Source organism: Oceanospirillum sanctuarii, assembly GCF_002150805.1.
In the GTDB taxonomy this organism is placed as follows: domain Bacteria; phylum Pseudomonadota; class Gammaproteobacteria; order Pseudomonadales; family Halomonadaceae; genus Oceanospirillum; species Oceanospirillum sanctuarii.
Window position 1 is genome coordinate 633844 of sequence record NZ_MTBA01000001.1, and the last position, 16020, is coordinate 649863.

The 16020-nt window shown below is 52.1% G+C and carries 7 protein-coding genes and 1 tRNA gene; 6 read left to right on the plus strand and 2 right to left on the minus strand.

Annotated elements, in window-relative coordinates:
• The 5 genes from BV405_RS02715 to BV405_RS02735 all read left to right on the plus strand — a co-directional run bounded on the left by BV405_RS02715 (window position 1) and on the right by BV405_RS02735 (window position 11274).
• Window positions 1-77, plus strand: a tRNA-Val gene (locus BV405_RS02715).
• A gap of 255 nt (window positions 78-332) precedes the next feature.
• Window positions 333-4019 carry an exodeoxyribonuclease V subunit gamma gene (gene recC, locus BV405_RS02720; protein ID WP_086479301.1) on the plus strand — a complete coding sequence of 1229 codons (3687 nt, stop codon included), beginning with the start codon at window positions 333-335 and terminating at the stop codon, window positions 4017-4019.
• Complete coding sequence (recB, locus tag BV405_RS02725) at window positions 4016-8080, plus strand: exodeoxyribonuclease V subunit beta (protein ID WP_086479302.1); 4065 nt, start codon at window positions 4016-4018, stop codon at window positions 8078-8080. Before recC ends, recB begins: the two co-directional genes overlap by 4 nt.
• On the plus strand, window positions 8077-10269 hold the full coding sequence (gene recD / locus BV405_RS02730; RefSeq protein ID WP_176330022.1) for an exodeoxyribonuclease V subunit alpha: 2193 nt from the start codon (window positions 8077-8079) through the stop codon (window positions 10267-10269). Before recB ends, recD begins: the two co-directional genes overlap by 4 nt.
• Window positions 10270-10713: 444 nt before the next feature.
• A complete protein-coding gene (locus BV405_RS02735; RefSeq protein ID WP_086479303.1) occupies window positions 10714-11274 on the plus strand; it encodes a hypothetical protein in 561 nt (186 codons plus the stop codon).
• 338 nt (window positions 11275-11612) lie between these two features.
• Here the strand turns inward: BV405_RS02735 and BV405_RS02740 are convergent, their stop codons facing one another.
• Window positions 11613-12155: a CAP domain-containing protein gene (locus BV405_RS02740; protein ID WP_217895551.1), complete on the minus strand. Its 543-nt coding sequence runs from the start codon at window positions 12153-12155 to the stop codon at window positions 11613-11615.
• A gap of 114 nt (window positions 12156-12269) precedes the next feature.
• Complete coding sequence (locus BV405_RS02745; protein WP_086479304.1) at window positions 12270-13193, minus strand: LysR family transcriptional regulator; 924 nt, start codon at window positions 13191-13193, stop codon at window positions 12270-12272.
• A 92-nt stretch (window positions 13194-13285) separates the two neighbouring features.
• Here BV405_RS02745 and BV405_RS02750 point away from each other — a divergent pair, with 92 nt between their 5' ends.
• Complete coding sequence (locus BV405_RS02750; RefSeq protein ID WP_245832219.1) at window positions 13286-15853, plus strand: penicillin acylase family protein; 2568 nt, start codon at window positions 13286-13288, stop codon at window positions 15851-15853.
• Window positions 15854-16020 lie beyond the last annotated feature (167 nt).

The following is a 16020-nucleotide window of genomic DNA, read 5'->3' on the forward strand; positions in this document are numbered from 1 at the left end:
AGACGTGTAGCTCAGTTGGTTAGAGCACTACCTTGACATGGTAGGGGTCGCTGGTTCGAGTCCAGTCATGTCTACCAAATTTAAAAGCCCGTAACTCTGAGTAATCAGAATTACGGGCTTTTTTCGTTTTACTTCTTTGCGAGTGTCGCCCCGTCCTGAATAAGGCCAATATTTCTATCCTAAACGCAAGAAATCCCCAAGCCTGAAATAGGAAGCGCTACGGCCAGACGATATACTTGCAGTTCAGCTTTCAGGTTGAGATTCAGAATAGCGTTTAACGCTGGATTCTGGCTTGCCTGATCAGGTGTTTAGTCAGGTTTTCAAGGACGCTTATGTCAGACGCACAGTGGCCCACCGGCATGATGGTGATTCAGGGCAATCATCTGGAAGAACTCAGGGATGTGATGACCGGTTGGATCCGGCGCTATCCGTTGGGGCCGTTAGATGATGAGCAGATTCTGGTTCAGAGTAACGGTATCGCTCAGTGGCTGAAAATGGCGCTAGCGGAAGATGAAGACAAGGGCGGCTGCGGTATTGCTGCTGCGATGAAGGTTCAGCTGCCGGGGCGTTTTATCTGGCAGGCTTATCGCTGTTTCGAGCCGGATATTCCCAGCGCCTCTCCGTTTGATAAAGGCCCGCTGACCTGGACGCTGTATCAGCTGTTGTCGGATCAGGAAGCGTTGCAGGCCAAAGTCTCCAATCCTGACTGCTTATCGCCTCTGCTGGGCTTTCTGAAAAAAGATGCTGACCCGCGCCGCACCTACCAGCTGGCAGCCAAACTGTCGGATATGTACGACCAGTATCAGGTGTACCGTGCCGATTGGCTGGAAGCCTGGGAGAAGAATCAGGATATTCTGATCCGTGTCGGACAGGAGCCGAATCAGATCCCCCTGCCAGACGAGCAACTCTGGCAACCTGCGTTGTGGCGTCTGCTCAGTCTGACCATTCTTGAACGTCCTCTGGATACGCATTCTCATGAAATGCTGGATGAAAAGGAGCGCTTCTGGGCTAAGAAAAGTCGCTCCGAAATTCACCGCATTATTGTCGATCAGTGCCAACAACTCGCTGAAGCACCCGATGAGCTGCCAAAGCGGGTCATCGTTTTTGGTATCTCCGCCTTGCCACAACAAACTCTTGAGCTGCTGCAGGGCTTATCCCGTTTCTGTCAGGTACTGCTTTTTGTCCATAACCCGAGTCCTCATTACTGGGGTGACCTGATTGAAGGACGCTCGCTGCTAAAACAGTACACCCGAACCACCGCCCGCAAATTGCCGGAAGGCGTCCCGTTGGAAAGTCTGCACCTGCAGGGCAATCCGCTGCTGGCTTCCTGGGGTAAACAGGGGCGTGATTACCTGCACCTGCTTGACGAAAGTGATCAGCCGGAAGCTTACCGCCAGCACTTCAACAGCATCGACCTGTTTCAACCGCCAAAGCCCGAGGGTAACGGTGTCATGCCGCTGCTGCGGCAGGTTCAGGACGATATATATCAGCTGAGAAGTCTGGATGAGCGGCAAAAGCTGAGTGAGCAGCCTGAAAGCCGGATCGACCCAGAAACCGATAACAGCCTGCAGTTTCTGATCGTCCACAGCCCTCAGCGTGAGGTGGAAATTCTGCACGATCAGCTGCTGGATGCCTTTGAACAGGCGCAGCTGCGGGGCGAGTCTCTTCAGCCGAGAGATATTCTGGTCATGGTGCCGGATGTATCGTTTTATGCTCCCCATGTGCAGGCCGTTTTTGGGCGATACAGCTCGCAGGCGAACGCTGCTGGTGAATACAGCCAGCGGGATTCCCGCTTTATTCCCTACCATATTTCCGATCAGGGGCAGCGCGGCATTAACAGTCTGCTGACCGCCTTTGAAACTCTGCTGCAGCTTAGGGATGCCCGCTTTGCGGTCAGTGAGTTACTCGATCTGATGGATACCCCGGCGTTACAGGCTCGCTTCGGCTTAACGGAAGATCAGCTGCCAAGATTGCATCAGTGGATCAAGGGGGCAAATATTCGTTGGGGACTGGATCAGCAGCAACGAGCGGAGCTGGATCTTGCGGAAGCCGGTGAACAGAACTCCTGGCTCTTTGGTCTGAAGCGCATGCTGCTCGGCTATGCCGTTGGGCAAAGTGATCGTTGGCATGAGATTGAACCGTACGATGAGATTGCCGGTCTTGAAGCAGCGCTAATCGGTCCTCTGGTATTGCTGATCGATGCACTGCAACTCAGTCGTGATGCCATGATGATCGCAAGAACGCCAAGGGACTGGGAGCGGGTGATCAATGAACTCTGCCATCGCTTCTTTACCGCGCAGGAACCAGCGGATGAGCGTGCCCTCAGTGACATCAGCAAAGGATTGGACAGCTGGTGTCAGGAGTGTGAACTGGGCCAGCTGACCGATGAGCTGCTGCCTCTTGAAGTGCTGAGGGAAGAGCTGTTAAGTCGTATCGATCAGCCCACCCTCACTCAGAAATTCCTCGGTGGCTCGGTGAACTTTGCCACCCTGATGCCGATGCGCGCCATTCCCTTTAAACAGGTCTGGTTGCTGGGTATGAACGATGCGGATTATCCCCGCAGCCAGCAGGCCGCAGACTTTGATCTGATGGCCAACGATTACCGCCCCGGTGACCGTTCCCGTCGGGAAGATGATCGCTACCTGTTCCTCGAAGCCCTGCTATCTGCGCGGGAGCGTCTGGTGATCTCTTGGGTCGGTCGCAATATTCGTGATAACACTGCCAAGCCGCCTTCGGTGTTAGTGGGACAACTGCGGGATTATCTGGCCGCAGGCTGGCGACTGGCTGACGATCAGGCTTCAGATCTGCTGGATGCCATCACCACCGAGCATCCGTTGCAGCCGTTCAGTGTGAAGTACTTTCTGCCGGATGAGGGCGGACGCCCCTTGCACTTCACCTACGCCAAAGAGTGGCGGGAGGTACATGAAGCAGGCGTGCTTTCTGAGCAGGTCGAGCACAAGCTTTCTAACCTGATGTCGGATCAGGCGCTGATCTCCGGTGATTCTCAGCTGCCGCCTTTGGCGTTGGATGCACCTTTAACCCTGAGTGATCTGGCGGAGTTTCTGCGTCATCCGGTGAAAACCTTTTTCAGTCGCCGTTTAGGTGTGCGCTGGTTTGATGAAGGCGAGATGGCTGAAGATGAAGAGCGTTTCGCACTGGATGGCCTTGGCCGCTGGGCGTTGCAGAAAACCCTGATAGATCGTGTCGTACAACAGCAGGCGGTCTCTCCGGAAACTCCGGCGGATCTGCTGCTGGATGAAGCCCTGAATCGTTTGCAGGCAGCGGGGGAACTGCCCATGGCCGCCTTTGCGGAAGCGGAGCAGAACCGCTTGAAGGATGCGCTTTATGAGCCCCTCAGTCTGAGTCAGATGCTGCAGCAAAAATATCCGCAACCGCACACAACCCGTGTTCGGGTGTTTGAGCTGTCCTCAGGCGATCAGCTGGAAGCTCAGCTGAATGATCTGCGCCGTGATGCCTACGGCAACACCATACGTCTGATTTTGCAGCCAAGCCGATTGCTGCAGGGGGATGATCTCAAGTATTACCACCTGATCCGTCACTGGCCCGCGCATCTGTTTGCTCAGCTGGAACAACCTGTGGTGACTCATCTGTTGGGAGCCGACAGTCAGCAAAGTATTCAGATGCAGCCGGTTCCGACTGAAGAGGCGGAAGCCCTGCTGAAAGATCTGGCGGAAGCCTGGCTGGAAAATATCAATCAGCTTTGGCCACTGGCCTGCAAAACCGGCTTCAGTTATCTCACCGATGGCGATGCAGCTGGTGAATATCTGGGAGGCTTTAACCGCAGTGGCGAAATTGGCGATCATCCGGCTTATTCCCGCTTCTGGCCGGATTTTGAAGCGCTATCGGCTGATGGCCGTTTTGATCAGCTGGCGGAGCGTCTTTATGGTCCTATGTTAGCTTGTCTGAAGCCTGCACAGCCCGAGGGTGATTCACCGGATGCCGTATCTGATGAAAGCAAAAGCAGCAGCAAGGTTCTGTTTGAGGGAGGTGCCGCATGAGTTCGCAACCGTTTGATCAGAATCGGGATCAGAACCCGCAGCCAAGTCGGGATTTTAACTTTCTTACATTTCCGCTGACCGGTAGTCAGCTGATCGAGGCCAGTGCCGGAACCGGTAAAACCTTCAGTCTGGCATTGCTCTATACCCGACTCGTTCTTGGGCATGGCAGTGAAGTTGGAGATGGCGCAGAAGCCGATGGCAAGCAGACAGATGTTGAGAGCACAGGTTTCCATCGTCCATTAACACCAAAAGAGATTCTGGTGGTGACCTTTACCGATGCGGCGGCAGAGGAGCTGCGCGACCGTATCCGTGCCCGATTGGTGGAAGCTGCTGTCTTTTTTCAGGATCAGGAGACAGAAAGGGATCCCTTCGATCCGCTCCATATTTTGCGGGCCAGTATTCCGGTGGCTGAATGGCCCGGTTGTGCCTGGCGCCTGAAACTGGCCGCTGAATCCATGGACGAGGCCAGTATCTCCACTATTCACAGCTGGTGTAACCGTATGTTGGTGGAGCATGCTTTCGATACCCGAGGGCTGTTCAACCGTGAGCTGGTGACGGATCAGAGTGAACTGCTGGCTGAAGTGGTGCGGGATTACTGGCGTAAGCATTTTTATCCCTTATCTGCCACCAAGGTCTCCTTGGTGTTGGATTGTTTCGCCTCACCGGAAGCTTTGCAGCAACGTCTGCAGGGGCTGATGGGCAATCATCAGGCGGGTCTGAGTTTTGAAGGTCGCCCTTTGGCTGTGTCGGATTTTGATGCCTGCCTGAACGCCCATTATGAGCATCAGCAGGCGCAGGAAGCCGAGGCTGCCCGTAAGGCAGAGCTTGAGCAAACCGCCCGCCGCCAGTGGGCAGAACAGCAGGAAGAGATTGAAGCCTATCTGTGGCAACTGCAGCCTGTGCTTTCCGGCACTCAACATGACAGCGCCAAGCCGGAGAAATTTACCCAGCTGCTGCAAAGTATCGCCCTTTGGGCGAAGGACGAGGGCAAAGCGCCCGGTAAGCTGAAAAACTTTGCCGAAGGTGCTTTCAGTTTTAAAAAGGGCAAAGAGCAGGAGGTTAAAAACTTCCCCGCTTTTACCAGCCTCAGAGCGATTTACTGGGCGGATGCCATTTCGGATATGGATGGCGAAGAGGGTTGTGAGCAAAATCAGGTAGCTGTAAAAGAACCGGATACCGATCTCCGATCTGCGCTGACCGCCCATGCGCTGGACTGGGTCAGCACTCAGTTTGATGCCCGCATGCAACGCCGTGCCGAGATGGGCTTTGATGATCTGCTGACTCAGCTGGCGGATGCCCTGAATGACCCCGAGCATGGACCGCATCTGGCGACAACACTGGCCAAAGCTTTCCCGGCAGCCATGATCGACGAGTTTCAGGATACCGACCCGGTTCAGTATCAGATTTTTAACCGCATCTATCACCTTGAAGAGAACCGGAAGGAGAACCTTCTGGTGATGATCGGTGACCCCAAGCAGGCGATCTACAGCTTCCGTGGCGCGGATATTCACACCTATCTGCAGGCAAGAAACGCCACTACAGGACGGCACTACACTCTGAAGCGCAACTTCCGCTCCAGTGATGGTGTGGTTGCCGCCTGTAATCATCTTTTCCGGCATGCTGAGGAGCATCCCCGGGGAGCCTTCCGCTTTAAAGCCGATGGCGACAATCAGGTTCCCTATGTGGTAGTGGATGCCAAGGGGCGCAAGGAGCAGCTCTGCTTTCTTGGTCAGCCGGTTGCACCTATGACCCTCTGGCCCTTTGAGCATGACGAGGATGAGCCGCTGAGCATGAGTGCCTATCGTCAGCAGGCGGCAGAAGTGGCCGCCAGTCAGGTGACTCACTGGCTGAATCTGGCACAGCAACAGCAGGCGGGTTTTGCGATCTTAACGGATCAACAGCCTGATGGTTCCAACGGCCCTCTCAACATCGATCAGCCGCTGAAACCAAAAGATATCGCCATTCTGGTGCGTACCGGTAGTGAAGCCCGCCTAGTACGGGATCAGCTGGCAAAACGTCAGGTGGCCAGTGTCTATCTGTCGGATCGGGAGTCGGTTTTTGCCAGTGCCGAGGCGGTGGATCTGCTGCATTGGTTGCGGGCGGTTGCCGAACCGAGCGATGAGCGCTTGGTTAGAGCGGCGCTGGGCAGCAATACACTGGAACTGCCTTTGGCTCAGCTGGCCGACTGGCGGGAAGATGAGCTTGGCTGGGAAAGTCAGATGCTCTTCTTTACCCGCTTGCATCGTATCTGGCTGCAGCAGGGCGTTCTGGCGATGGTGCGTCAGCTGATGGATCACTATCGCCTGCCAGCCCGTTTGCTGAAAAAACCGGAAGGCGAGCGTTGCCTGACCAACCTGCTGCATCTGGCGGAGTGGCTGCAACAGGCAGCGGTTGAAGTAAAAGGCGAACAGGCGCTGATTCGTCATCTGTCTGAGCAGATCGAATCCGGTGACAGCCAGAATATCCTGCGTCTTGAGAGTGATGCCGATCTGGTACAGGTGATCACCATCCACAAATCCAAAGGTCTGGAATACCCGCTGGTACTGCTGCCCTTTATCGGCAGCTGGCGCGAGATTGACGGTAAAACCCCGCAGGTGAATTGGCGGCAGGGGCTGGGTGATTCCCAGCGGACTTACGCCGAAATTGCCGGAAAGTCGCGCTTTGGCGAAGCCTGGGATCTGGCCAATGATGAGCGCATCAGTGAAGACATGCGTCTGCTCTATGTTGCTTTGACCCGTGCCAGTCATGCGCTTTGGCTGGGTATCGGGCCGCTGAAATCAGGTAATGCGAAAAAACCTCAGATCGAGCGTTCCGCCATGGGCTATCTGTTGGCTGGTGGTGATGCTGCTCAGACCAAAACTGCCGAGGCGGTGATGGAGGCTTATCGGGCTTTGGCATCCGGCTGTGACAGCATTCGCTTGCTGGATCGTACTCCGGATGTGTTGGATAACCGACTGCAGCAACCGGAGCCTCCGGTGTTGAGCCCTGCCCGGGTTCCTCCGCAGCTTAATGCACTGAAAGGCTGGTGGATCGCCAGTTACTCGGCCATCGAATATGGAGCTGTTGCCGGTATGCGAGGCGGAGCTGATCACAATGTTCATTCCGGTATTGCTCATTCTGGAGTTGCTGATCCTGAACTGGCGGTAGAAGCAACCGCCTCTGAAACCCGGGATGAGCCTCTGGAGCGGGCACCGCTTCCGGAAGAGCTTGATGAAAAGAATGTTATGCACCAGTTCCCAGCGGGAGCCAGCTGGGGCACCTTCCTGCACAGTTTGCTGGAGTGGGCCGCAATCCAGCGTTACCGCACCCAGGATGGTCAGTTGATTAAAGGTTTTCAGGCGGCGGCACTGGATGATGCCTCACGCCTTGAGTATCTGCAGCGGCAATGTGAATTCCGCGAGATTGAGCATCTGGCTTCACCGTTGAGTGATTGGCTGAAAGTCTTTCTGCAGATGCCCTGGCCACTGATGACGGTATCAAGGTCAACAACTGCTGAGAGTAAACCTTTCTCTTTGGCGGGGTTGTCGCCCAAAGCCTGCGCGGTAGAGCTGGAGTTTCTGCTGGAAAGCCGCTCGGTCAATACCCAGCAGCTGGATCAGCTGGTCAGCCGTTACACGCTGGATCAGCAACCCCGTCCGGCAGCATTGCCCAATCAGCTGAATGGCATGCTCAAGGGTTTTATCGACCTTGTGGTGGAGCATGACGGCCGTTATTACGTGGTGGACTGGAAATCGAACAAACTGGGTGAGGACGATACCGCCTACACCCATGATGCCATGGTGGCCGCGATTCTGAAGAAGCGTTATGACCTGCAGTATTGCCTTTATCTCTTGGCGCTGCATCGTCAGCTGAAAGCCCGCTTGCCGGATTATGATTATGACAGGCACATCGGTGGCTCGGTTTATGTTTTCCTTAGGGGATGGCAGGGGGAGGAATCGGGACTGTGTTTTGAGCGCCCGCCGAAAGAGTTGATTGAAGCGCTGGATCGTCTCTTCCGGGGTGAGTCTGTGACGATCGGCTTTAACAGCCATGAATCCGGTGAACAGGGGATGTTGTTATGAGTGATGGAATAATGATCCAGAATTTGTCACAGGAACCGTCTCAGGTGCTATCTCAACAGCTAGCCGGGAATCTGCCCCTGATTCAGCAGCTGGAGATCTGGCAGGAAGCCGGTGCTATCCGGGCGCTGGATCTGGCCTTTGCGCGCTTTATTCGTCAGCAGGTTCCGGAAGCTGATTGCCCGGATGCTGTGCTTCTGGCAGTAGCACTGGTGAGCGAACGTACCGCCCACGGTCACGTGTGTCTGGATCTGCTTCAGGCACAGCAAGAGCCAGCGGGTTTACTGTCACCGGTTTCTGAGGAACGCCTGCGGGAGCTGGTCGGCCGTCAGCTGCGCAGTCAGCTTAATGCTGTGTCTCTGACACAATGGCTGGAACAGCTGACGGCTTGTTCCGCGATTGAAGATTTACGCGACCAGCTGGATACAGATGTCGTTTTGGCTCGAGGCAATCAGCCACTGGTGCTGACAGGAAGCACTGAGCGGCCTCTGCTTTATCTGCGCCGCTACTGGCAGTACGAGCAGGAGGTTCGCCGGGGCATTGAGCAGCGTCTGGTTCCTCTGGAAGTATCTGACAAGATTCAGCCTCTGATGCAGATCGTTTTCGGGCCTGAACCGGATCAGCTGGTGCCTAACTGGCAGAAGGTTGCCTGTGGTCTGTCGGCCCGCAGCGGCTTCAGCATTATTACCGGGGGGCCGGGAACGGGGAAAACCACCACGGTAGTGCGCCTCTTGGCGCTGTTGCAGGGACTGGAGCTGGCAGAGGGCGAGCCACCTTTGGTGATTCGCCTTGCTGCTCCCACTGGTAAAGCGGCAGCCCGACTGAACGAATCTATCGCCGGCAGTGTGCAGCGGCTGAATCTGAACCTTGAGGCTTTATCGGCAGATGCGCGGGGGCTGTTCCCGCAGGATTTGCCTGCAGATCAGTGGCAGGCATCAATTCCGACCGAGGTCAGCACCCTGCACCGTTTACTCGGCAGTCAGGCTAATACCCGTCACTTCCGTCATAACCGGGCCAATCCGTTACCAGCCGATATTGTTGTGGTGGATGAAGCCTCCATGGTGGATGTGGAGATGATGGCCAGGCTGATGGATGCTCTTCGACCGGGTGCCCGCCTGATCCTTTTGGGGGATAAAGACCAGCTGGCATCGGTGGAAGCGGGCTCTGTATTGGGGGATCTCTGTCAGCAGGCAGAGGCGGGGCATTACAGTAAGAAGAGTTGTGCTTATGTGGCATCCTCCACGGGGCAGTTGATCGGCGAAGAGTATCAGGCCACTCAAGAAACTCTGGCCCTGCCAAAGCTTGCCCGTATGCTGAGTCAGGCTACTACCATGCTGCGCCACTGCTACCGTTCTGAAGGTCAGGGCTTGCTGGACTTTGCCGCCTGGGTGAATCAGCAGGGTGTTTTGGACTTTGGCCTAGCAGGTTTACAGGGTTACTTCCGCCAGTTTACCGATGAGCTGAATGCCCTTGAACTGCCATTAATTCAGGAACAGCACAGAGACTGGAGCGCATTTGACCAGCTGATACTGACCGGTTATCAGCCTTATCTGCAAAAATTGAATGAGTTAGAGCGTGTTCTTGCTGATTCAGAGCAGTCTGTATCTACTGAACAGGCTTTGGAAAGCTGGGTGCTGAAGCTGTTTGAGCAGCATAAGAAATTCCAGCTGCTGTGTGCGGTTCGGCAGGGGGACTTTGGCGTCGAAGGCCTTAATCTGCGTATCCGACAGTTACTCGCTAACCGTCGTCTGATCGATGCCGGTGAGCAGCAGTGGTACTCCGGCAGACCTGTGCTGGTGACGCAGAATGATTACAGCCTCAAGCTGATGAACGGTGATATCGGTATCTGCCTGCAGTTACCACAGGGGAATGAAGAAACGGCCGGCTCCGGTATCAGCCCTTTCCGGGTTGCTTTCCCGGATGGCAAAGGCGGTATCCGCTGGGTGCTGCCAAGTCGCTTGCAGGGTGTTGAGACGGTATTTGCCATGACGGTGCATAAGTCTCAGGGTTCTGAGTTTGAACATACCGCTTTGATCCTGCCGGATAAGGTCAATGCAGTTCTGACCAAGGAACTTCTGTATACCGGCATCACCCGATCGAAAAAGATGTTTACCCTGATCACGCCGGAGCAGAAGGTGCTGGAGATGGCCCTGAAGCAGAAGATCAGTCGTGCCAGCGGGCTACTCTCTTGATCTTTAAACAACTAACAAGGAACGGACAAAACTTGCCTATAAACAGTAAGGTGAATGATGGGGAAAAGAAGATAGTAGTCCTGAGACCAGAATCATGACTGGTGCTTGATGTGCTAGGGCTATGCATTACATAAATAACGACATCAACACTCCAACAGATTCCGATCATAGGACCAGTGATTTTCAGCAGCATATAGCTGAAACAAAATATCACACTTGCCTACATCGACATAACAGTTAACAGGCTCACCACAGCTACTGAAAACAATTTCAAAGGATCTAATCCACAAAGTAGCAGCTTTTTTGTTGTACCTTCTTTGCCTGAACTAAATAAACTGCCCTAGGTTTATTTTTTTCTATCTTGCTTTTTATGGGTATTCTGGTAGCGAGAAGCCAGAAAAACCTATCAACTTTTCTAGTTTGACAAAGTGATGGTTAATTTCAATGTTAAAAAATCTATGGATGATATTTCTGATACTACCTCTGACAGCGTGCCTTGGCGAGAATGAGGAGGGCAACACTGACTCGGATAGTTCCTCTGTAGAGAGTGATTGCAAGCAAGGTAGGTATGAACTTACATGGCCGGATGGCGGAGCATCGTTGAAGGGTAGTGGATTTACAGTAAGTGGAGGCGAACAACATCAAATAGAAGTATGCAAAGAAGACACAGTTAACTTTCTTCCTGAACTACTTGGAATGTACAGTGTTTATATAAACAAAGATGAAAAACTAGATTGCTCAATGCATCATTATAATTATTCTGAAGTGAAATATATACTTCACTGCACATCATCTGATCAGGATTATTATTTTACAGTGTCTTCAAGCAACCCTGCTGCACTTGGCTTCCGGTATGAATGGGATAGTGATCGCGAATATTACATGGCCTACTGGCAGCCCAAAGGCGAAAAAGACAAGACTTCGACAACGCTGAATTTTATAATCCTAGACCAAAGCAATGGTTTTTCTCTGGATATAACAGTTGGCTATGAATACCCACAGTAAATTATATCTCATAATTAGACAGTAGGTATGGTTGTCAAAGTCCAGTAATGCCTACCAAATTTTAAAGCCCGTAACTCTAAGTGATCAGAATTACTGGCTGTTTCACTTTCAAGCTCGCTCAGTTTGGTGAGTTGGTTGCCGATGGGGATCAGGAGAGCCAATGCGTGCTTACAGCCACCTTTGATCTTGATAGGGACGGCTGGGGAGTGTTCAGAGACCGTTGCCCGCAGCATTGCAAACCGCTACTGAAACTTGGGGCGTAATCCCTAAGGGCGAATGTTCGAAGGTCTTATGATAAAGCCAGCCACGCCTGAGAGGGTCTGACTGGCTTTTTATATTCACTGCGGCCGCGCCAACAGCAGTGTCCAATACGTTTTATAGTCAGCACTTTCAGAAGAGACACAGGCTGAGCCTATTTCTGTATAGCTCGATCCCATAATGTTTTTACAATGCCCGTCACTGCCTAACCATGCGTTGACTACAGCTTGTGTAGTGCTTTGACCGGCAGCGATATTTTCAGCGGCACTGGAGTAACTATATCCGGCGGCCTTTATGCGATCGCTAAAGGCTAATCCGTCAGAACCTGTATGGCTGAAGAAGTTTTCTTTAGCCATATCCTGAGAATGGGCATTCGCGGCTTTGAATAGCTTATCGTTCCAGCTGACATTTCCAGCTGCAGGAAAGTTTCCATACACCCCGCAGGTTCTCGCTTGACTCCGAGCGTCATTGATCAGCTGTATCATCTCTTGTTTGGAGGTTTCCAAGTCAAAACAGCTATTACTGATTGACTGGTTGTCACCATCATCTTCTTCTCCTTTACATGCAGCCAAAATTACACTTAATGAAAGGAGTAAAACTGCTTTTGGAAAGCTGGGTGTCATATAGATTGATGTCCCTGAGCATGATTCGAAATACCGATAAATGCCTGAAACTTACCGAGGAAGGGTAACTGAATCAAACAGGGTTGGGTTACGGATTGTGTGATGAGGTAAGCCTTACCCCTCTAACTTAAAGGTCAAAAGGTCTTTGAAGTTAGTCAGCGCAGGATTCATTCTGTCACGTCTCCACACTGCGTTAAGCCGAATTTTCCCGTTAAAACCCTTAATTGGGATATAAGCAACACCAGCTCGCCTTAAATTGATATCCCCCCCGGGCATAATGCTATGACCAATCCCAAGGCTGACTAACGCCATTACACTGGCAACATCATCAGCATACTGAACAATATTCAATGGAGCGTATGACTCTGCTTTCTTGAAAAAGTCTTCATATACGTCCACCCAGCTTTCCGGTTTACCCAATACCAGATTTAGTTCACTGATCTCTTCGATTGATATTGAGGCCCGGTCTGCAAACTCGCTATCCCGAGCGGTGATAAACAGCAAGGGCTCTGCGTGCACAAGCTGATATTCAAGGTCAGAGTGACGGGGAGTACCTGAGAAAAAGCCGATATCGGTAGTCCCGGCCAACAAAGCATCCTCCTGATCGATGATTCGCTGCAGCAACAGTGTCAGATCAACCTCAGGGAATAAGTCCTTGTACTCTCCTATTACAGAGGGGAGAAAGGTCTCTATGGGCAGGCCGCCGTAGCTGACAGTTAACTTCCCCGAACTCCCTGACTTCAGCTGCTTATAGAAAAGCTCGGTATTACCATGGAGCTCCAGTAATTCTTGTGCTTTTTGATAGAAAACAGCACCTGCAGGCGTCAGCGTTACAGTTCGGGTTGTTCGCTGCAAAAGTTTTGTTCCGACCTGACCCTCAACACGGTTAATAATTCTGCTCAGAGTAGGTGACGAAATATTCAGCCTGTCCGCAGCCTCCTGAAAATGGAGTGTTTTCGCCAGCACACAAAAGCATTCAAACTCTCGAAAGTCGATCATTATTTCACCTAGAAAATCAATAGCTAAAAACTTCGTCATTAAATAACATAATTCAGATTGATAAGTTAGCTCTGCAATAACAAAAACAATCAGGGTCAGCCATAAGGTTGACTCATGCAGAGGACAATTTAATGCAATTGAAAAAATCACTGTTGATGATGGGCATCAGTCTGGCAGTGGCACTTCCCAGTGCTCACAGCTCAGCAGCAGAGGTGACGATAAAACGTGATAAGTGGGGCGTTCCCCATGTCTATGCCGACACTCGCTATGACCTCTTCTACGGATACGGCTATGCGGTCGCTCAGGACCGCCTTTATCAGATGGAAATGGCGAAGCGCTCAACCCAAGGCCGGGTTGCAGAAGTGCTGGGACGGGACTTCCTTGAGTTTGATAAGAAAATCCGTCAGAACTTTGACCCGGTTTCAATTCAACGCCAGATAGCCGCTCTGGAGAAAAATGATCGGGATATTCTCAGTGGCTATGCCGCCGGGATGAATGCCTGGATCAGTAAAACCCTACAGTCCAAAAAATCGCTACTGCCTAAGCAGTTCCACGATAATGATTTCGAGCCTGAATTATGGACCGACTACGATGTTGCCATGATTTTCGTTGGTTCGATGGGTAACCGCTTTGGCGACTACAACACTGAGCTAGCCAATCAGCAACTGGTTGATGCCTTGATCGCGAAACATGGCGAAATCAAAGGCAAGCAGATCTTCAACCAACTTAATCCCTTGAATGATCCATCCGCACCAACAACCATCCCCAAAGGCGACTGGAAAGGGCAGTTTGATCGCCGACAGCAGACGGTAACAGCTGAAGCAAATGAACCAGCCGATACAGAACGGGTGTTCGCCAACCAAAAGAACCCTCTGCCGGAGCATCTTGATCAGGATCTGTCCCGTGTTGCTATCGATCAGTCCGGTCGCATCCTTGCACTGAACAGCGATAAGGCAAATCAGTATAACGATCAACAATTTGCTGACTATGGGCTCACCGGCGTTGCAGGCTATCCACAAACATCAAACATGATTGTCGTTGGTAAATCCAAGGCTAAGGGCGCAAACAGTATTCTGCTGAACGGCCCTCAATTTGGTTGGTACAACCCGGCTTATACCTATTCGGTGGGCCTGCATGGTGCTGATTTTGATCTCGTCGGAAACACGCCTTTTGCTTATCCAGCGATACTGTTTGGCCATAACAAAAGCATTACCTGGGGCAGCACGTGGGGAGCAGGAGATCTGGTAGATATCTACCGCGAGACTCTTAATCCGAACAATGCCAATGAATATCGCTACAAAAGCCAGTACTGGCCGTATGAGCTGCGCACCGAGACGATTAAAGTCAAAGGCGGCGGCAGCGAGCAAGTCACCGTTAAGAAGAGTATTCATGGATTAGTGGTTTCAGAAGATATCCAAATGGGTGTCGCCTATTCCAAAAAGCGCTCCTGGCAAGGCAGAGAGCTGGACACCCTATTCGGCTGGATCCATCAGGGACGCGCTGAAAACCACAGTGACTGGTTGAAACAAGCTGAACGCATGGCCTTTAACATCAACTGGTACTACGCCGATCAGAAAGGGAATATCGGCTATGTCTTTACCGGTAAGTATCCTGAACGTGTCGCCAGTCATGACAACCGTCTGCCAGCATCGGGAGATGGCGATCAGGAATGGTTAGGACTTAAATCCTTTGCAAAGAACCCTCAGGTTTACAACCCAAGCAGTGGCTATATCGCCAACTGGAACAACAAGCCTGCGGATGATTTTCTGGCTCCGGATATGTTCTGGTACTCATGGAGCAAAGCGGACCGTGTCGACACCATGACACACATTATGGACAGCCAGGATAAGTTCACGGCTGACGATGTTAAGCAGATGATGGAAGACGTCTCCTATGCTGACGTTAACGCCAAGTATTTTATTCCCTACATCGATAAAGCCACCGCTCACCTACCAGGCAATGACCCTGTCAGGGCGCAAGCACTTCGTCTGATCAGCTGGGATCAACAAAACGATGACAGGGATAAAGACGGCTATTACGACTCAGCCGCCAGTGCGGTATTCCAGTCATGGCTGCCTCTGATGCTGAAAGAGGTTCTGAAAGACGACCTGCCTGAGAAGTATTTCCCATGGTACGCCTCCGCAGGCTACCCAAGCCCGGAATCACCAGTACGTGCCAGTATCAACGTACAGCCGGGGGTTAAAGCACTACTGCAGGCGATGTTAGCTTCTGAAGGTAAAGGGGATCAGGGTGTTCAGCAGGATTATGATTTCCTGAATGGTAAACCATTGAACCGGCTTGTGCTGGCGAGCTTTAAACAGGCCGTCGAAAAGGTTCAGGCTAATTACGGAAATGATCCTGATAACTGGAAATTACCGGTTGTTCCTATGCACTTTTTCACGAACAACTTCCTGGGGGTGCCTCAGGCTGCTGACAAAGAAGCAGTGCAAACTCATATCGCAATGAATCGCGGTACCGAGAACAATCTGGTTGTCTTCTCCGGCAAAAACAAAGTTAAAGCCTATGAGGTTGTAGCTCCCGGCCAGAGCGGGTTTATCGCTCCTGACGGAACACCTTCACCTCATTATCAGGATCAGTTATCCCTGTATGAAAACTTTGATTACAAGGAGACCTGGCTGAATAAGAAAGATGTGAAGGCGCATACCAGATCGACTGAAACCATTAACTCTGATCGCTAGAGCGACCCCGCAGCTACCTGAGGACAGGTAACTGTGCGCCACCAGAAGGTGGGTTAGCCGTAGCCCTTGTTTGGCTACGGCTTTTTTTTGCCCTTAAGGTCATAACCATAACGAGATGTCTTGTCCCCATTTTTAGGGGACAGGCTTTTTGCTGGTTCCCTCTAAGC

What these genes read in the sequence shown, in the direction of transcription:
- recC (WP_086479301.1), top strand. Translation starts at nt 333, where the DNA reads ATGTCAGACGCACAGTGGCCCACCGGCATGATGGTGATTCAGGGCAAT.
- BV405_RS02740 (WP_217895551.1), bottom strand. Translation starts at nt 12,155, where the DNA reads ATGACACCCAGCTTTCCAAAAGCAGTTTTACTCCTTTCATTAAGTGTA.
- BV405_RS02745 (WP_086479304.1), bottom strand. Translation starts at nt 13,193, where the DNA reads ATGACGAAGTTTTTAGCTATTGATTTTCTAGGTGAAATAATGATCGAC.
- BV405_RS02735 (WP_086479303.1), top strand. Translation starts at nt 10,714, where the DNA reads ATGTTAAAAAATCTATGGATGATATTTCTGATACTACCTCTGACAGCG.
- recD (WP_176330022.1), top strand. Translation starts at nt 8,077, where the DNA reads ATGAGTGATGGAATAATGATCCAGAATTTGTCACAGGAACCGTCTCAG.
- recB (WP_086479302.1), top strand. Translation starts at nt 4,016, where the DNA reads ATGAGTTCGCAACCGTTTGATCAGAATCGGGATCAGAACCCGCAGCCA.
- BV405_RS02750 (WP_245832219.1), top strand. Translation starts at nt 13,286, where the DNA reads ATGCAATTGAAAAAATCACTGTTGATGATGGGCATCAGTCTGGCAGTG.